General features: G+C 72.2%; 18 protein-coding genes. 11 read left to right on the top strand and 7 right to left on the bottom strand.

Annotated elements, in window-relative coordinates; translation table 11 throughout:
• The first annotated feature begins 19 nt into the window (after positions 1-19).
• Both GXW83_RS25815 and GXW83_RS25810 read left to right on the top strand, forming a co-directional pair.
• Entirely contained in the window at positions 20-961 is a 942-nt protein-coding gene (locus tag GXW83_RS25815; protein WP_225447253.1) for a heme o synthase, read from the top strand.
• Between the two features lie 88 nt (positions 962-1,049).
• Positions 1,050-1,418: a hypothetical protein gene (locus GXW83_RS25810; protein ID WP_182445469.1), complete on the top strand. Its 369-nt coding sequence runs from the start codon at positions 1,050-1,052 to the stop codon at positions 1,416-1,418.
• 72 nt (positions 1,419-1,490) lie between these two features.
• On the opposite strand, the gene GXW83_RS25805 is transcribed toward GXW83_RS25810, so the two are convergent.
• The 7 genes from GXW83_RS25805 to GXW83_RS25775 all read right to left on the bottom strand — a co-directional run bounded on the left by GXW83_RS25805 (position 1,491) and on the right by GXW83_RS25775 (position 8,090).
• The gene (locus tag GXW83_RS25805) at positions 1,491-2,162 is read right to left on the bottom strand and encodes a TMEM175 family protein (RefSeq protein ID WP_182445468.1); all 672 of its coding nucleotides are present in this window, start codon (positions 2,160-2,162) and stop codon (positions 1,491-1,493) included.
• A gap of 56 nt (positions 2,163-2,218) precedes the next feature.
• On the bottom strand, positions 2,219-3,187 hold the full coding sequence (locus GXW83_RS25800) for a heme A synthase (protein ID WP_225447252.1): 969 nt from the start codon (positions 3,185-3,187) through the stop codon (positions 2,219-2,221).
• Positions 3,188-3,288: 101 nt separating this feature from the next.
• Complete coding sequence (locus GXW83_RS25795; RefSeq protein WP_182445467.1) at positions 3,289-4,668, bottom strand: glycosyltransferase; 1,380 nt, start codon at positions 4,666-4,668, stop codon at positions 3,289-3,291.
• Between the two features lie 154 nt (positions 4,669-4,822).
• Complete coding sequence (locus GXW83_RS25790) at positions 4,823-4,999, bottom strand: hypothetical protein (RefSeq protein ID WP_182445466.1); 177 nt, start codon at positions 4,997-4,999, stop codon at positions 4,823-4,825.
• Positions 5,000-5,035: 36 nt separating this feature from the next.
• Positions 5,036-6,190 carry a non-hydrolyzing UDP-N-acetylglucosamine 2-epimerase gene (wecB, locus tag GXW83_RS25785; protein ID WP_225447251.1) on the bottom strand — a complete coding sequence of 385 codons (1,155 nt, stop codon included), beginning with the start codon at positions 6,188-6,190 and terminating at the stop codon, positions 5,036-5,038.
• A gap of 203 nt (positions 6,191-6,393) precedes the next feature.
• Entirely contained in the window at positions 6,394-7,158 is a 765-nt protein-coding gene (locus tag GXW83_RS25780; protein ID WP_182445465.1) for an ABC transporter permease, read from the bottom strand.
• Positions 7,155-8,090, bottom strand: coding sequence for an ABC transporter ATP-binding protein (locus GXW83_RS25775; RefSeq protein ID WP_182445464.1), 936 nt, complete (start codon positions 8,088-8,090; stop codon positions 7,155-7,157). Before GXW83_RS25775 ends, GXW83_RS25780 begins: the two co-directional genes overlap by 4 nt.
• Before the next feature lie 181 nt (positions 8,091-8,271).
• On the opposite strand from GXW83_RS25775, the gene GXW83_RS25770 reads away from it, so the two are divergent.
• From GXW83_RS25770 to GXW83_RS25730, 9 genes are all read left to right on the top strand, one after another.
• Complete coding sequence (locus GXW83_RS25770; RefSeq protein ID WP_182445463.1) at positions 8,272-9,021, top strand: metalloregulator ArsR/SmtB family transcription factor; 750 nt, start codon at positions 8,272-8,274, stop codon at positions 9,019-9,021.
• The gene (gene sufB / locus GXW83_RS25765) at positions 9,018-10,430 is read left to right on the top strand and encodes a Fe-S cluster assembly protein SufB (protein ID WP_182445462.1); all 1,413 of its coding nucleotides are present in this window, start codon (positions 9,018-9,020) and stop codon (positions 10,428-10,430) included. The genes GXW83_RS25770 and sufB overlap by 4 nt, the downstream gene beginning before the upstream one ends.
• 59 nt (positions 10,431-10,489) lie before the next feature.
• A complete protein-coding gene (gene sufD / locus GXW83_RS25760) occupies positions 10,490-11,728 on the top strand; it encodes a Fe-S cluster assembly protein SufD (RefSeq protein ID WP_182445461.1) in 1,239 nt (412 codons plus the stop codon).
• The gene (locus GXW83_RS25755; protein WP_182445460.1) at positions 11,725-12,060 is read left to right on the top strand and encodes a non-heme iron oxygenase ferredoxin subunit; all 336 of its coding nucleotides are present in this window, start codon (positions 11,725-11,727) and stop codon (positions 12,058-12,060) included. The genes sufD and GXW83_RS25755 overlap by 4 nt, the downstream gene beginning before the upstream one ends.
• A gap of 4 nt (positions 12,061-12,064) precedes the next feature.
• The gene (gene sufC, locus GXW83_RS25750; RefSeq protein WP_182445459.1) at positions 12,065-12,829 is read left to right on the top strand and encodes a Fe-S cluster assembly ATPase SufC; all 765 of its coding nucleotides are present in this window, start codon (positions 12,065-12,067) and stop codon (positions 12,827-12,829) included.
• Positions 12,830-12,849: 20 nt separating this feature from the next.
• Positions 12,850-14,103: a cysteine desulfurase gene (locus GXW83_RS25745; protein ID WP_304940987.1), complete on the top strand. Its 1,254-nt coding sequence runs from the start codon at positions 12,850-12,852 to the stop codon at positions 14,101-14,103.
• Between the two features lie 34 nt (positions 14,104-14,137).
• The gene (gene sufU / locus GXW83_RS25740) at positions 14,138-14,593 is read left to right on the top strand and encodes a Fe-S cluster assembly sulfur transfer protein SufU (RefSeq protein WP_182445458.1); all 456 of its coding nucleotides are present in this window, start codon (positions 14,138-14,140) and stop codon (positions 14,591-14,593) included.
• Between the two features lie 113 nt (positions 14,594-14,706).
• On the top strand, positions 14,707-14,994 hold the full coding sequence (locus GXW83_RS25735) for a metal-sulfur cluster assembly factor (protein ID WP_225447548.1): 288 nt from the start codon (positions 14,707-14,709) through the stop codon (positions 14,992-14,994).
• Between the two features lie 222 nt (positions 14,995-15,216).
• Positions 15,217-16,887: a hypothetical protein gene (locus GXW83_RS25730; protein ID WP_182445456.1), complete on the top strand. Its 1,671-nt coding sequence runs from the start codon at positions 15,217-15,219 to the stop codon at positions 16,885-16,887.
• Positions 16,888-17,141 lie beyond the last annotated feature (254 nt).

Below are 17,141 nucleotides of genomic sequence, written 5' to 3'. Positions count from 1 at the left end.
CCATCAACCAGGGGTGTTCGTGACCGCCGTCGAATCCCGCCCAGCCGGGCTGGTCAAGGCGAACCCCGGGCACCGGCCGTTTGCGGCCCGTGCCGGGGCGTTCGTCGCACTGACCAAACCGCGGATCATCGAGCTGCTGCTCATCACCACCGTCCCGGTGATGTTCCTGGCCCAGCACGGGGTGCCGAACCTGCTGCTGGTGCTGGAGGTCGTGTTCGGCGGCTACCTGTCGGCCGGTGGCGCCAACGCCCTCAACATGTACATCGACCGCGACATCGACGCGCTCATGCACCGCACCGAGCAGCGCCCGCTGGTCACCGGCATGGTGTCGCCGCGCGAGTGCCTGGTCTTCGGCATCTCGCTGGCGGTCGGCTCGACCGTCTGGCTCTGGCTGCTGGTCAACCCGCTGTCGTCGCTGCTGGCGCTCAGCGCCCTGCTGTTCTACGTCTTCGTCTACACCCTGGGCCTCAAGCGCCGCACCGCGCAGAACATCGTCTGGGGCGGGATCGCCGGCTGCATGCCGGTGTTCGTCGGCTGGGCCGCCGTCACCAACTCGCTGTCCTGGGCGCCGGTGGTGCTGTTCCTGGTCATCTTCTTCTGGACGCCGCCGCACTACTGGCCGCTGTCGATGAAGGTCAAGGACGACTACATCAACGCCGGCGTCCCGATGCTGCCGGTGGTCGCCACCAACGAGGCCGTGGCCAAGCAGATCGTGGTCTACAGCTGGGTGATGGTCGCGGTGTCGCTGGCGCTGTGGCCACTGGGCCACACCAGCTGGCTGTACCCGGTCGCGGCGGTGGCGCTGGGCGCGCTCTGGCTCAAGGAGGCGCACGGGCTGCTGGCGCGCGCCAAGGCCGGGGTGGTCGGCGCCAAGCTCAAGGAGATGCGGCTGTTCCACTGGTCGATCACCTACCTGACGCTGCTGTTCGTCGAGATCGCCATCGACCCCTTCCTCAAGTAGCCCTCTGCCGCTCTCTGCGACCCGGTGTGCCACGCAGCACACCGGGTCGCTGTCGTCAACCGGGCTACCGCTCGGTAGCATCAGCGGCATGAGCGAAGAGACCCCCACCGCCCCGGCCGCCTCGTCCGCCTCCGCGAGCGACGAGCGCCGCGCCAAGCGCATCGCCAAGCACATCCGCGCCTTCGCCGCCGCGCACGGCGGCAGCGCCGACGGCGTGGTGGAGTACGTGGGCCGGATCTCCACCCGCATCGTCCTGGTCGGCGCGGACGGCGCCTGGGGCGACCAGGTCGCCCCCACCCCCGCCGTCGCCACCCGCGCGGCCGAACTCTCCGGCATCACCCTGCACGACGCCTTCGACGGCGACCTCGCCCTCAAGGTCCGCACCAGCCCCTACGAGTGGCAGCGCATGGCCGGCCTCCAACTCGGCGGCACCCAGCCCCACACCCCCGCCGCCTGACCCCCACCCCGCCCGGAGCCGGCCGAAGGCAGCCGCAAGTCCGCCCAGGGGATGGGAAGTTGCCCGGGAGGGTCAGGCGGCCGGGGCGGGGACGGTTTCGGGTGCGTCGGTGGTGGGGGTGGTGCGGTGGCGGGTGGTTAGGGCGCCGGCGATGCCGCTGATGACCATCAGGACGACCAGGACCACGATGCCGTGGCGGGGGAAGAGGTAGCCCGAGGGCACGGCCAGGACGAGTGCGACGAGGTCGAACCAGATCTCCAGCTCGCTCGGGTGGGGGCGGGCGTCGCGGGAGAGGCCGCGGAGCCGGGCCTCGTGGCGGATCAGCAGCAGGGAGACCGTGGCGAGGATGTTGACCCCGGCGTAGACGGCGATGGCGATGCCGTCCTGCGAGCCGTACCTGCCGAGCAGGCCGGTGGCGAACGGGAGCGTGCACACCAGCAGCAGGAGCGGGATGGTGCGTGCCAGCAGGGCCGGGTGGCCGGCGTGGACGGTGCGCATCTCCGCGTTGTGGCGGCGCCAGTAACCGGCGATCACGTAGAAGCTGAGCCCGAAGGCCAGGTAGCGCGGGCCCAGGGCGAGCAGGGCCTTGGTCAGTGCGTGGTCGCTCGCGTGCCCGCTCGGGAGGTCCGGCACCTGGAGGTCCAGCGCGAGCAGGGTCATGGCGATGGCGAACACGCCGTCGGACAGCCCGAACAGCCGCCCGGTCTCCCGCTCGTTGACCTGCTCCTCCGTCAGGGTGCTCATGGCGGACCATGATGGCACAGCGGTTCGACCGCCCGCCGGGGCGCAGGCGGGCGCGGTCAGACGGCGGCCAGGTCGGCCATGGTCTCGATGCCGGGCGGGCGGGTGAGGGCGCCGGGCTCGGGGCGGGTGCGCAGCGACAGGTGCAGTCGCAGCACCGCGACCCAGACCAGGGCCGCGCCCAGCAGGTGGACGCCGACGACGAGTTCTGGCAGGTGGGTGAAGTACTGGACGAAGCCGATGACGGCCTGGGCCAGCAGCACCACCAGGAACTCCCGGGCGCGCCTGCGCGGTTGGTGCGGGGCGTCCACGGCCAGCAGGACGAAGACCATGGCCAGCGCGAGGCCGATGGTGACCATGGCGAAGTCGGCGTGGAACTGGGTGACCTTCTCCCAGTCGAAGGGCATCCGCTTGACCGCGGTGCCGTCGCCGGAGTGCGGGCCGGTGCCGGTGGCCAGGGTGCCGGCCACGATCAGCAGCGCGGTGACCGCGATGGTCAGCCGGGACAGGTGCTGGATCGGACGGCCGACGGTGCGCACCGGCTCGCCGTCGCCCTCGCGGGCGCGCTGCCACATCGCCAGCGCGGTGAGGATCAGCAGCATCGAGGTGAGGAAGTGCACGGCCACCACGAACGGGTTCAGGTGGGTGAGCACGGTGATGCCGCCGAGCACGGCGTCCACGACGATGATCCAGAACTGGGCCCAGCCGAGCCGGGAGACGCTGCGCCGCCAGGGGCTGCCGCAGCGAGCGGCGATGATGGCCAGGCCGACCACCACGCAGACGACGTCGGTGAGCATCCGGTTGGTGAACTCGATGATCCCGTGGATCCCCATGGCCGCCGTGGGCGCGAGGTCGCCGCCGGTGCAGGTGGGCCAGGTGGGGCAGCCCAGGCCGGAGCTGGTGAGCCGGACCGCGCCGCCGGTGACCACGATGAGCACGCTGGCCACCAGGGTGGCGAGGGCGGTCCAGCGGATCACCCGGTCGGGGACGGTGACCCGCTCGGCGAGGAGGGAGAAGGGAGTACGCACCGAATCATCGTAGATTGCCCGGTTACGGATCTTCGCCCAGGGTCCGACCGGGCGCGAACCGGGCCGCCCCGGGCCCGCGCCGCGCGTCCCCGCTCCGCCGGTCAGGCCTCCTTGGCGACCGGGCCGGTGACCGCGCGTTCCGCGTTGCGGCGGGTCTTGGCCCAGCCGTTGCGGCCCATGACGATGCGGCCGACCGCGCGCCAGGAGACCACGTACAGCGAGAACAGGTAGACCGGGTAGACGAAGCCCCAGCCCAGGGCGCGCCAGAAGCCGCTCTCGGGCTCGCACTTGCGGCGGTAGATCGGGCCCCAGATGACGAACTGGCCGAAGGCCATGGCGACGTAGAGCGTCAGTCCGCGCCAGCCGCCGGAGGCGAGGTACGTGGCGGCCGTGCCGGGGTGCCGGGCGTACGAGGTGAGCAGGGCGATCATCGGGATCGGGTACAGCAGTGCGCCCAGCAGCTGCAGCCAGGGCTGGACCAGGAAGAAGGTCAGCTCCAGGAAGCCGAGGTTGGGGATGAGGTCGGAGCGCCAGACCGAGCCGATGTAGCGCAGGCACTGCATCACGCCCTGGGCCCAGCGGGTGCGCTGGGTGAGGAAGCGCTTGGTGTCGAACAGCGCCTCCTGCTCGACGTAGGTGTCGGCGCAGAAGCTGTTGATCCAGCCGGCCAGCAGCAGGTGCATGCCCAGCTCGAAGTCCTCCAGCAGCCGGCCGGTCCAGGGGCGGCCGCGGGCGGCGGTGAGGTCGTCCAGCGCACACAGCCGGGCGAACTGGCCGTTGCCGCCGAGGCAGACGCTGCGGGAGGTCTTGCGCGCGTGCTGGAGCGCGGCCACCGGGGCGCGGAACTCCAGGTCCTGCATGCGTATCAGCAGCCGGGCGTAGAGGTTGCGCAGGCGTCCGGCGTCGGGGTGCGGGCGGTGCTCGACCCGGTTCATCATCCGCACCTCGATCTGCACCCCGCCGACCTCGGGGCGGCCCAGGAAGCGCCGGGCGGCGACGTGGTCGAGGCAGCCGGGCTCGGGGCGGCCGTCGGCGTCGAACACGCCGACGATGGTGCGGGCCCGGTCGGCGCCGGGCGGGAGCCAGGCGTTGAGCATCCGGTAGGCGGCGTTCAGGGCCTCGCCCTTGCCCTGCCGGGCCTCCGGGCGGCGGCGCTGCACCAGGTGGATGCCGTGGTCGCGCTGCGCGGCCCAGCGGACGATGTCGCCGGTGGCGTCGTCGGAGTCGTCGTCGATCACCCAGATGTGCGCGGTCGGGCAGGCGGCGCGCAGGTACTCCAGGGTCTGGCCGATGACGGCCTCCTCGTCGCGGCAGGGGACGAAGAGGTGCCAGTCGTAGTCGCTCGCCCGGCCGGGTCGGCGGCTGCGGCGCACCAGCAGCGGGAGCACCAGGCCGACCAGGTACAGCGGGAAGAGGAAGCTGAGGACCAGAGTGATCTGGGAGACCAGGGAGAGCAGGCCGGAGGAGGCGGGGGCGGTCATGGGCTGGTACTTCCAGATCAGGTTCCGGCGGGTGGGGGTGGTGCGGAACGCCGCGGGCGCCGCCGGGGCGGGCCTGGGGGAGCGGTGGGCCCGACCGCCAGTGCGGTCGGGCCCGGTGCGCGGGTGCGCGGGTGCGCGGGTGCTGCGGGCGCGGTCAGCGCTTGGCGCGGGCGACCCGGGCCGAACGCATCATCAGCAGTCCGGCCAGGACCAGGCCCACGGCCAGCACGGTGATGGCGACGCCGGGCAGTCCGAAGCCGGTGTCGGCGAGCTGCGCGCCGCCGAGGACTGCGCCTGCGCCGACGGCACCCTTGCCTGCGGTTCCGTACATGGTGCTCCTCTCAGTTCATCTGGTGGGGGGTGTGGTTCAGCTGCCGGTGGCCGACAGCGGCTGGGGCAGCGGTTCCGGTACGGGCGCTCCGTCGGCCAGCGCCCGGGCGATGGCGCTGATCCGGACCGAGGCGGTGCCGTCCCCGTAGGGGGAGGCGGTCGCGGCCAGCCGGTCGCCGAGCCCGGCGTCGGCGAGCAGGCGGCGCGCGGTGGTGAGCAGCTCGCGGCCGGGCTCGACCAGGTGGGCGAAGCCCGCGCGGACGGCCTCGGGCCGCTCGGTGCTGGTGCGCACCACCAGCAGCGGCTTCTTCAGCACGGTGGTCTCCTCCTGGACGCCGCCGGAGTCGGAGACCAGCAGCCGGGCCCGGCCGGCCAGGGCGAGGAAGGTCGGGTGGTCCACCGGCTCCACCAGCAACAGCCGCTCGGCGGCCGGCTCCAGGCCGAACTCCTTGATCTTGGCCCGGGTGCGCGGGTGCAGCGGCACCACGGCGGGCAGTCCGAGGCCGGCCAGCGACTCCAGGACGGCGGCCAGCCGGACCGGGTCGTCGGAGTTCTCCGGCCGGTGGAAGGTGGCCAGGACGAAGGCGTCCGGGATGTCCAGCCGGGCCAGCAGCGCGTCCACGGCCTCCGGGCGGGGGAGCGAGCGCAGGGTGGCCTCGACCACGGTGTTGCCGGTGATCCTGATCCGTTCCGGGGCGACGCCCTCGGCCAGCAGGTTGTCGGCCGCCTCGGGGGTGGCCGCGCAGTGGATGTCGGCGATGACGCCGACGACCTGGCGGTTGATCTCCTCCGGCATGGAGCGGTCGCGCGAGCGCAGCCCGGCCTCGACGTGGACCACCGGGATGCCGCAGTAGTGGGCCGCCTGCGCCCCGGCCGAGGTGCTGTTGGTGTCGCCCTGGACGATGACCGCGCGCGGCGGCGCCAGGGTGAACTCCCGGGTGAGCTCGGCGATCAGGGTGCCGACCTGGTGGCCGCGGCCCCAGGGGCCGGTGGCGCCGTCCAGCAGCAGGTGCGGCTGGGGCAGGCCGAAGTTGGCGAAGAAGGCGCTGGAGAGGGCGTTGTCGTAGTGCTGCCCGGTGTGGACGATCCGGGCGCGGTCGTCGAGCTCGGTGATGATCCCGGCGAGCTTGATGATCTCCGGCCGCGTCCCGAAGACGACGGCGATGTCGCGGGGTGAATCGTTGAGTGGCACGAACGTACGTCCCCGCTAGGCATGGATCGGAGCTGCAGGCGAGGGGGCGTCCCCCCGACTGCGCTGATGCTAGAGGCGGGGCCCTGGCGCCGAACACGGTGCGCGGGAGTTATGGAGAAAGCGTTTCCCTATTGTGATGATCCTATTGGCATGGCCCCGCCGTCACCCTCCAGGGCCGCACCGTCACCTCCAAGGCCCCGCCGTCACTCCCAGCGGAAGAAGCGCCCGGCCGCGGCCAGCCCCAGCACCGCCCAGGCCGCCAGGATGCCCAGATCCGACCACGGCACGGCCGCGCCCTGCTGCAGCACCGTACGCAGGCCGTCGGAGAGCGCGCTGATCGGCAGCGCCTCCAGCACCGGGCGGACCCCGGCCGGGTACCTGGCCATCGGGACGATCACCCCGCCCGCCAGCAGCAGCAGGACGAACACCAGGTTGGCGGCGGCCAGCGTGGCCTCCGCGCGCAGCGTACCGGCCATCAGCAGGCCGAGGCCGGAGAAGGCGGCGGTGCCCAGCAGCAGCAGCGCCACCACCGCCGCCGGGTCGCCGTGCGGGTGCCAGCCGAGGGCCAGCGCGATCACCGACAGCAGCGCCACCTGCAGCACCTCGGTGGCCAGCACGCTGCCCGTCTTGGCGGTCATCAGCGCCCAGCGCGGCAGCGGGCTGGCGCCCAGCCGCTTCAGCACCCCGTAGCGGCGCTCGAAGCCGGTGCCGATGGCCTGGCCGGTGAAGGCGGTGGACATCACCGCCAGCGCCAGCAGCCCCGGCGCGAGGAAGTCCACCCGCGCCCCCGGGCCGGTGGTGCTGACGATGTCCACGGCGCTGAACAGCACCAGCAGCACGCTCGGGATGACCACGGTGAGCAGCAGCTGCTCGCCGTTGCGCAGCAGCATCCGGGTCTCCAGCGCGGTCTGCGCGCGGAGCATCCGGCCGATCGGCGCGGCGCCCGGCCGGGGGGTGTAGGTGGTCATCCGCGCAGGTCCCGTCCGGTCAGTTCGAGGAAGACGTCTTCGAGGGTGTTGCGTTCCACGGCGAGCCGCTCCGGCATCACCCCGGACTGGGCGCACCAGGTGGTGACGGTGGCCAGCAGCTGCGGATCGACCGCGCCCTCGACCAGGTAGCTGCCGGGGGCGGGCTCGCTGACCCTGCTGCCGTCGGGCAGCGCCTTCAGCAGCGAGGCGATGTCCAGCCCGGCGTGGGCGCGGAAGCGGACCGTGTTGCCGGCGTCCGACCGGCACAGCTGGTCCGGGCTGCCCTCGGCGATCACCCGGCCGGCGTCCACGATGGCGACGTGGTCGGCGAGCTGCTCGGCCTCGTCCATGTGGTGGGTGGTGAGCACCACGGCGACGCCGTCCGCGCGCAGGTCGCGGACCAGCTCCCAGGTGGCGTGGCGGGCGTGCGGGTCGAGCCCGGCGGTGGGCTCGTCCAGGAAGACCAGCTCCGGTCGGCCGACGACGGCCATGGCCAGCGCCAGCCGCTGCTGCTGCCCGCCGGAGAGCCGGCGGTAGGCGGTCCGGCCGCAGGAGCCGAGGCCGAGCCGCTCGGCCAGGGCGTCCACGTCCAGCGGGTGCGCGTGCAGCCGGGCGGTGTGCCGGAGCATCTCCAGGGCGCGCGCGCCCGGGTAGATGCCGCCGGACTGGAGCATCACGCCGATCCGCGGGCGCAGCCGGGCGGCGTCGGCGACCGGGTCCAGGCCGAGGACGCGGACGGTGCCGGCGTCGGGACGGCGGTAGCCCTCGCAGGTCTCGACGGTGGTGGTCTTGCCCGCGCCGTTGGGGCCGAGCACGGCGGTGACCGCGCCACGGGCCACGGTGAGGTCCAGCCCGTCCACGGCGGTCTTGTCGCCGTAGCGTTTGACCAGGCCCCTGATCTCGACTGCGGCCTCTGCGGCATCGGAGTGCATGGGGGCGAGTCTACGAAGCGGGCGCGGCCGCCGGTGCGCCGGGGAGGATGTGCGCGTCTGCGGAATTCAGCAAAAGCGCAGGTGAAGTTAGGTAATCCTTAGTGACCGATCAGACAGGGGGCGGCTTCCCGGGGAGTTGTCGGCATGGAATGAATTACGCAACAATGGCGTTGTGAAAAACATGCGTGAGCGGAATGAGAGCCAGGAGGCCGTACCCGCGGCCCCCCACGGCCCCGTGCCCTCACGCGACCGGGTGGCCCGCTCCATCCTGGACCACGGCCCCAGCAGCGCCGCCGACCTCGCCGACCGCCTCGGCATCACCCAGGCGGCCGTCCGCAGGCACTTGGACGCGCTGCTCGCCGCCGGGCTGGTCACCGCCCGTGAGCAGAAGGTGTACGGGCACCGCGGCCGGGGCCGTCCGGCCAAGGTCTTCGCGCTCACCGACTCCGGCCGGGACGCCTTCTACCAGGCGTACGACCAGCTCGCCGCCGACGCCCTGCGCTTCCTCGCGGAGGCGGCCGGGGGCGGCGAGGCCGGGCGGCAGGCGCTGGCCGCCTTCGCCCGCTCGCGGCTGGCCAAGGACGCCGACCGCTACCGCGCCGAGATCGCCGAGGCCGCCCAGCCGGGCGAGTCCACCCCCACCGAGGCGCTCGCCGGCGCGCTGTCCGGCGACGGGTACGCTGCCACGGTGCGGCGTGCCCCCCTCGGAGAGCAGCTCTGCCAGCACCACTGCCCGGTGGCGCACATCGCCGAGCAGTTCCCGCAGTTCTGCGAGGCCGAGACCGAGGTCTTCTCGCAGCTGCTGGGCACCCATGTGCAGCGGCTGGCCACCATCGCCCACGGCGACGGGGTCTGCACCACCTTCGTGCCCGCCCCCGCCGTACCGCCATCCGCCGCCACCACCGAAGTCTCCGGGAGGAACCCCGCATGACCACGACCGCTCACCCGGAGCTTGAAGGCCTGGGAACGTACGAGTTCGGCTGGTCCGACCCCGACACCGCGGGCGCCGCCGCCAAGCGCGGCCTGTCCGAGGCTGTCGTCCGCGACATCTCGGCGAAGAAGTCCGAGCCGGAGTGGATGCTGAACCTGCGGCTCAAGGGCCTCAAGCTGTTCGCCAAGAAGCCCATGCCGACCTGGGGTTCGGACCTCACCGGCATCGACTTCGACAACATCAAGTACTTCGTGCGGTCGACCGAGAAGCAGGCGGAGTCCTGGGAGGACCTGCCCGAGGACATCAAGAACACCTACGACAAGCTGGGCATCCCGGAGGCGGAGAAGCAGCGCCTGGTGGCCGGCGTCGCCGCCCAGTACGAGTCCGAGGTGGTCTACCACCAGATCAACCAGGAGCTGGAGGCGAAGGGTGTCATCTTCATGGACACCGACACCGCCCTCAAGGAGCACCCGGAGATCTTCCAGGAGTACTTCGGCACCGTCATCCCGGTCGGCGACAACAAGTTCGCCTCGCTGAACAGCGCCGTGTGGTCCGGCGGCTCGTTCATCTACGTGCCGAAGGGCGTGCACGTGGAGATCCCGCTGCAGGCCTACTTCCGGATCAACACCGAGAACATGGGCCAGTTCGAGCGGACGCTGATCATCGTCGACGAGGACGCCTACGTCCACTACGTCGAGGGCTGCACCGCCCCGATCTACTCCTCGGACTCGCTGCACAGCGCCGTGGTGGAGATCATCGTGAAGAAGGGCGGCCGCTGCCGCTACACGACCATCCAGAACTGGTCGAACAACGTCTACAACCTGGTGACCAAGCGCGCCGTCGCGTACGAGGGCGCCACCATGGAGTGGGTCGACGGCAACATCGGCTCCAAGGTCACCATGAAGTACCCGGCCGTGTACCTGATGGGCGAGCACGCCAAGGGCGAGACCCTCTCCATCGCCTTCGCCGGTGCGGGCCAGCACCAGGACGCCGGGGCCAAGATGGTCCACATGGCGCCCAACACCTCGTCCAACATCGTCTCCAAGTCGGTGGCGCGCGGCGGCGGCCGGACCTCCTACCGCGGGCTGATCGAGATCGGCGAGGGCTCCAAGGGCGCCAAGTCGAACGTGCTCTGCGACGCGCTGCTGGTGGACACCGTCTCCCGCTCGGACACCTACCCCTATGTGGACGTCCGCGAGGACGACGTCTCCATGGGCCACGAGGCGACGGTCTCCAAGGTCAGCGACGACCAGCTGTTCTACCTGATGAGCCGGGGCATGACCGAGTTCGAGGCGATGGCGATGATCGTCCGCGGCTTCGTCGAGCCGATCGCCAAGGAGCTGCCGATGGAGTACGCCCTGGAGCTGAACCGGCTGATCGAGCTGCAGATGGAGGGCTCGGTCGGCTGACGGCCCGCCCCCCTTTCGCAACCAGACGTCCGTTACGAAAAGAGAGCAGTTCATCAGCTATGGCTGAGGTCTCAAACACCCCCGGCGGCTCGACCACGGCCGGATCGATCGAGGTCGGCACGGCCGGCGCCGGAGCGCAGCTGGCCGGGCCGGGCACCGGCCGCGAGGAAGCCGCCGCCCACCCGGTGGACGCCCGGCTCGCCGCCGTCGCCTCCTACGACGTCGAGGACTTCCCCGTCCCCACCGGGCGCGAGGAGAACTGGCGGTTCACCCCGCTGGCCCGCCTGCGCGGCCTGCACGACGGCTCGGCCAAGGCCGACGCGGACGCGGTCAAGGTGGACGTCAGCGCGCCCGCCGGGGTGGTCGTGGAGCTGGTGGAGCGCTCCGACCCGCGCGTCGGCAAGGCCGGCAAGCCGGTCGACCGGGTCGCCGCCCAGGCGTTCAGCGCCTTCGAGCAGGCCGGGGTGGTCTCGGTGCCGCGCGACACCCGGCTGCCGGAGCCGATCCGGATCGCCGTGCACGGCCAGGGCGGCACCGCCTACGGCCACCAGGTCGTCGAGCTGGGCGCGTTCTCCGAGGCGACGGTCGTCATCGAGCACACCGGCGACGCCGTGCTGGCCGCCAACGTCGAGTACCTGATCGGCGACGGCGCCAAGCTCACCGTGGTCTCCATCCAGGACTGGGAGGACGGCGCCGTCCACGTCGCCCAGCACACCGCGCTGATCGGCCGGGACGCCTCGTTCAAGTCCGTGGTGGTCACCGTCGGCGGCGACCTGGTCCGGCTGCACCCGCGGGTGGTGTACGGCTCCACCGGCGGCGAGGCCGACCTGTTCGGCGTCTACTTCGCCGACTCGGGCCAGCACCTGGAGCACCGGCTGTTCATCGACCACGACACCCCGCACTGCCGCAGCAACGTCGCCTACAAGGGCGCGCTGCAGGGGCGGGACGCGCGGGCCGTGTGGATCGGCGACGTGCTGATCCGCGCCGCCGCCGAGGGCACCGACACCTACGAGCTCAACCGCAACCTGGTGCTCACCGACGGCGCCCGGGTGGACTCGGTGCCCAACCTGGAGATCGAGACCGGCGAGATCGTCGGCGCCGGCCACGCCTCGGCGACCGGCCGCTTCGACGACGAGCAGCTGTTCTACCTCCAGTCCCGCGGCATCCCCGCCGACGAGGCCCGGCGCCTGGTGGTGCGCGGCTTCTTCGCCGAACTGGTGCAGCAGATCGGCCTGCCCGAGCTGGAGGAGCGGCTGATCGCCACGATCGACGCCGAGCTGGAGGCGACGGTCGCATGACCACGGAAACCACGCAGGGCTACGTGCGGGTCGCCGCACTGAGCGAGCTGGAGGCCGACACGCCCAAGCGGGTCGAGGTCGGCGGAGTCCCGGTGTCGCTGGTGCGCACGGAGGGCGAGGTCTTCGCCATCCATGACATCTGCTCGCACGCCAACGTCTCCCTCTCCGAGGGCGAGGTGGAGGACTGCGCCATCGAGTGCTGGCTCCACGGGTCCACCTTCGACCTGCGCACCGGCAGGCCCTCCGGGCTTCCGGCCACCCGCCCCGTCCCCGTGTACCCCGTCAAGATCGAAGGGGACGATGTGCTCGTCTCCGTCACCCAGGAGTCCTGAGCCCATGGCAACCCTTGAAATCAACGACCTGCACGTCTCCGTCGAGACCGAGACCGGCCCCCGGGAGATCCTGCGCGGCGTCGACCTCACCGTGAAGCAGGGTGAGACCCACGCCATCATGGGCCCCAACGGCTCGGGCAAGTCCACCCTGGCCTACTCGCTGGCCGGGCACCCCAAGTACACGGTCACCAGCGGCACGGTCACCCTGGACGGCGAGGACGTCCTGGCGATGACCGTGGACGAGCGCGCCCGGGCCGGGGTCTTCCTGGCGATGCAGTACCCGGTGGAGATCCCCGGCGTGTCGGTCTCCAACTTCCTGCGCACCTCCGCCACCGCCGTCCGCGGCGAGGCACCCAAGCTCCGCACCTGGGTGAAGGAGGTCAAGGAGACCATGGCCAGCCTGCAGATGGACCCGGCCTTCGCCGAGCGCAACGTCAACGAGGGCTTCTCCGGCGGCGAGAAGAAGCGCCACGAGATCCTGCAGATGGAGCTGCTCAAGCCCAAGGTCGCCATCCTGGACGAGACCGACTCCGGCCTGGACGTGGACGCGCTGCGGGTGGTCTCCGAGGGCGTCAACCGGGTGCGCGGGACCGGCGAGGTCGGCACCCTGCTGATCACCCACTACACCCGCATCCTGCGCTACATCACGCCGGACTACGTGCACGTCTTCTCGGCCGGCAAGATCGTCAAGTCGGGCGGCCCGGAGCTGGCCGACGAGCTGGAGAACGAGGGCTACGAGAAGTACGCGAAGGGTGGCGCGTCCGAGTGATCCACACCCCCCGCCCCGGCCTGACCGTGCCCGCCCCGCTGGACGTCGACGCCATCCGCAAGGACTTCCCGATCCTGCAGCGGCTGGTGCACGACGGCAAGCCGCTGGTCTACCTGGACAACGCGGCCACCTCGCAGAAGCCCCGTCAGGTGCTCGACGCCATGGGCGCCTACTACGAGCAGCACAACGCCAACGTCCACCGCGGCGTGCACACGCTCGCGGAGGAGGCCACGGCGCTGTACGAGGGCGCCCGCGACAAGGTCGCGTCCTTCGTCAACGCGCCCAGCCGGGACGAGGTGGTCTTCACCAAGAACGCCTCCGAGTCGCTCAACCTGGTCGCCAACATGCTGGGCTGGGCCGACGAGCCCTACCGGGTCGGCCCCGACTCCGAGATCGTGATCACGGAGATGGAGCACCACTCCAACATCGTCCCGTGGCAGCTGCTGGCGCAGCGCACCGGCGCGAAGCTGAAGTGGTTCGGCCTCACCGACGGCGGCCGGCTCGACCTGTCCACCATCGACGAGGTCATCACCGAGAGGACCAAGGTCGTCTCGTTCGTCCTGGTGTCCAACATCCTGGGCACGGTCAACCCGGTCGAGGCCATCGTCCGGCGCGCGCAGGACGTCGGTGCGCTGGTGGTCATCGACGCCTCGCAGGCCGCGCCGCACATGGTGCTGGACGTGCAGGCGCTGGGCGCCGACTTCGTCGCCTTCACCGGGCACAAGATGCTGGCCCCCACCGGCATCGGCGTGCTCTGGGGCCGTCAGGAGCTGCTGGAGGACCTGCCGCCGTTCCTGGGCGGCGGCGAGATGATCGAGACCGTCTCGATGAGCTCCTCCACCTACGCCCCGGCGCCGCACAAGTTCGAGGCGGGCACGCCGCCGATCTCGCAGGCCGTCGGCCTGGGCGCGGCCATCGACTACCTCACGGCGGTCGGCATGGACGCGGTCGCGGCGCACGAGCACCGGATCACCGAGTACGCGATCGAGCGGCTGCGGGAGGTGCCCGAGCTGAAGATCATCGGCCCGGACACCGCCGAGGGCCGGGGCGCGGCGATCTCCTTCACGCTCGGCGACATCCACCCGCACGACGTCGGCCAGGTGCTGGACGAGCAGGGCGTCGCCGTCCGGGTCGGCCACCACTGCGCCCGGCCGGTCTGCCTGCGGTACGGAATTCCGGCGACCACGCGGGCGTCGTTCTACCTGTACTCCACGGAGGCGGAGGTGGACGCCCTGATCCAGGGCCTGCACCAGGTCCGCAACTTCTTCGGATAGCCGGAGCTTTGGTCGAGAGAGGAGGCGCGACGCGATGAAGATGGACTCCATGTACCAGGAGATCATCCTGGACCACTACAAGCACCCGCACGGCAAGGGGCTGCGCGACGGCGACGCCGAAGTGCACCATGTCAACCCGACCTGCGGCGACGAGATCACCCTGCGGGTGCGGCTGGACGGCGGCACCGTCGCGGACGTCTCGTACGAGTCGCAGGGCTGTTCGATCAGCCAGGCCAGCGCCTCGGTGCTGAACGACCTGGTCGTGGGCAAGCCGGTCGGTGAGGCGCAGCGGATCCAGGAGGCGTTCCTGGAGCTGATGCAGAGCAAGGGCCAGTCCGAGGGCGACGAGGAGGTGCTGGAGGACGCGATCGCGTTCGCCGGCGTCTCCAAGTACCCGGCGCGGGTCAAGTGCGCCCTGCTGAGCTGGATGGCCTGGAAGGACGCCACCGCGCAGGCGCTGGCCGACACACCCGTCAAGGAGAGCGCATGAGCGACACCGCGCAGAGCGAGCAGGCCCCGGCCGAGGCGGCTGCCGCCGCCGGGAGCGAGGCCGAGAGCACCTTCGTCGGCACCACGGCGGGCACCGTCGCCGTGGACGACCTGATGGAGGCGCTGCTGGACGTCGTCGACCCGGAGCTGGGCATCGACGTCGTCAACCTGGGCCTGATCTACGGCGTCCACATCGACGAGTCGGACGTGGCCACCATCGACATGACGCTCACCTCGGCGGCCTGCCCGCTGACCGACGTCATCGAGGACCAGGCCCGTACCGCCACCGACGGCCTGGTCCAGGATCTGAAGATCAACTGGGTCTGGATGCCGCCGTGGGGCCCGGACAAGATCACCCCCGACGGCCGCGACCAGCTGCGCGCCCTCGGCTTCAACGTCTGACCGCGGCTCCGCCGCACCGCGCCGCGCCGTCCGCCCCCGCTCCGGGGCGGGCGGCGCGGCGTCGTCCTGCCCGGCGTCCGGTCCTGCCCGGGGCCGCCGCCGACCGGCGACGCGTCCGGCGCGACAGTGCCCCGCCGGAGAGCCGGTGCGGGATAGTGTCGTCGGGCAGAGCGCGACGGCGGGTACCGCCGCCTCGCGGGACCGGTGAGGGAGAGCACGGCCATGGCGGGTTCGAGCCGTAAGAAGAACGACAGCTCGGCGGGATCGCTCCCGGCCGACGTCGACCTGGAGACCCTGTACGGGGCCGTCGCCAGGGGTGAGGACCCGGTCGACGACGAGGACGCCGAGCTGATCGTCGTACCGCCGGTGCGGCTGCTGCCGCGCGAGGAGCTGGCGGCGGCCGCGCTGCGGGTGCCGCTGCTGTCGGACGCCATCCGGCTGGCCCGCTGGGTCGCGCCGTTCCGCCCGGTCGACCAGTGGGGCGAGCTGGGCGCGGAGCTGGAGACCCAGGCCGCGCTGGCGCTGGACCTGGTGCCGGACGACGGCGACGCCGACGTCGCCCTGGGCCGGATCGCCGCCGCCTGGTCGCTGGCGGTGGACCTGGAGCTGATCGAGGTCGGCGACGCGGTCGAGGGCGAGAGCATCGACGGCGAGGCCGTCCAGGGAGAGGTGGCCCGCCCCGGCACCGGGCTGGAGGCCCTCGGCTCGCCCGAGGGCGCCGACCCGGACACCGTGCTGGAGGCGTGGGAGACCGCCGCCTCCATCGTCGCCGGGACCGCCGTCGAGGCCGAGATCGACCTCGGCGTCCCGGACGACCCGGAGAAGGTCTCCGAGGACGAGAGCGAGGCCGAGTACGCGCAGCTGGAGGAGGACCGCGAGGAGACCCAGGGCCTGCTCGACGACGCCCTGCAGGTGCTCTACGAGGCCCGGGCCTTCGCCGCCACCGAGGCCGAGCAGACCGTCTCACTGGGCGTGCTCGCCGCGCTGCTGGTCACCCCGGACGGCCAGGAGCCGGATGAGGAGATGCTGGGCGACATCACCGCGGTCATGGTCACGCTCGACCCCATGCTGCAGGACCTGGCCGGGATCGGCATGGTCGACTACAGCCCGATCGACCCCACCCTGTTCGAGGAGGCCGAGGGCGGCGAGGGCGCCGAGGAGGCCGGTGCCCCCGGCGGCCCGGACGCGACCCCGGAGGCCGACGCCGCGCAGGCCGCCCGCTTCGGCATGGCCCGGCTCACCCCGCTCGGCGTGCACGGCGTACGCCAGTGGCTGCTGGAGGACGGCTACGACGCCCCGCTCGTCGGCGAGCACGCCCGCGGCGACGCGGTCGAGCTGCTCACCGGCATCTGCGGCTCGGCCAACGTCCTGCCGGAGGAGGAGATCGGCGAGTGGCTGGCCGGGCGCGAGCCGCAGGCCGCCGCCGCCGAGCTGCTGGCCGCCTCGCGCGGCAACGACGTGGTGGCGCCGGTCCGCCGGATGTTCTGCCTGGTCGCGCTGGACCGCCTGGGCGAGCCGGCCGAGCCGTCCGTACGGGCGGTGCTGGACGATCCGGAGCTGGCCGGGATGGCCACCGGCTGGCTGCTCGGCCGGGGCGCCCAGGGGCTCCCCGAGCTGAGCCGGTCGGTGCTGCTGTGGAGCCAGATCGACTCCCTGGCCGCGCAGTTGATCGACTCCTCGGCGCAGGACGACCTCTTCCGCGAGCTGATCCAGCACCTGACCGAGGGGCAGCAGATCGATCTGCTCTTCGCCGACCTGTGGCGGGTGGACCACCCGTACACCACGGCGGTGCTGGAAGCCGTGGGCGAGCTCCACCCCGACCGGCCCACCGCGAAGGAGGCCCGCAAGGCCGCCTACAAGGCCCGCTCCCGCGCCGGCTCCCAGGACAACTGACGACCGCCGCCGCCGGCGGGGGCGCCGTTGGGGTCGCGGCTGCCGTGGCCGGTCCTGCCCGGCTGCCCCCGCAGCACGGCCGGGGCCGTCAGATCCGCTGCCCCGGCGCAGTCGCCGTCGCGGCCGGTGACCGTGCCTTCGCCCGCTCCCGGTCACCGGTGGCGGGCAGCGCCGCCCGCGCCCCCTGCCGCCGGGGCGCGCCGATCGGGGGCCCGGCACGTGTCGGCCTGCGGGCCGGGCCGGGCCGGGCGCGG

It is taken from the genome of Streptacidiphilus sp. PB12-B1b, assembly GCF_014084125.1.
In the GTDB taxonomy this organism is placed as follows: domain Bacteria; phylum Actinomycetota; class Actinomycetes; order Streptomycetales; family Streptomycetaceae; genus Streptacidiphilus.
Note: the sequence above shows the minus strand (reverse complement) of the source record. Positions and strands in the feature narration are given on the sequence as shown.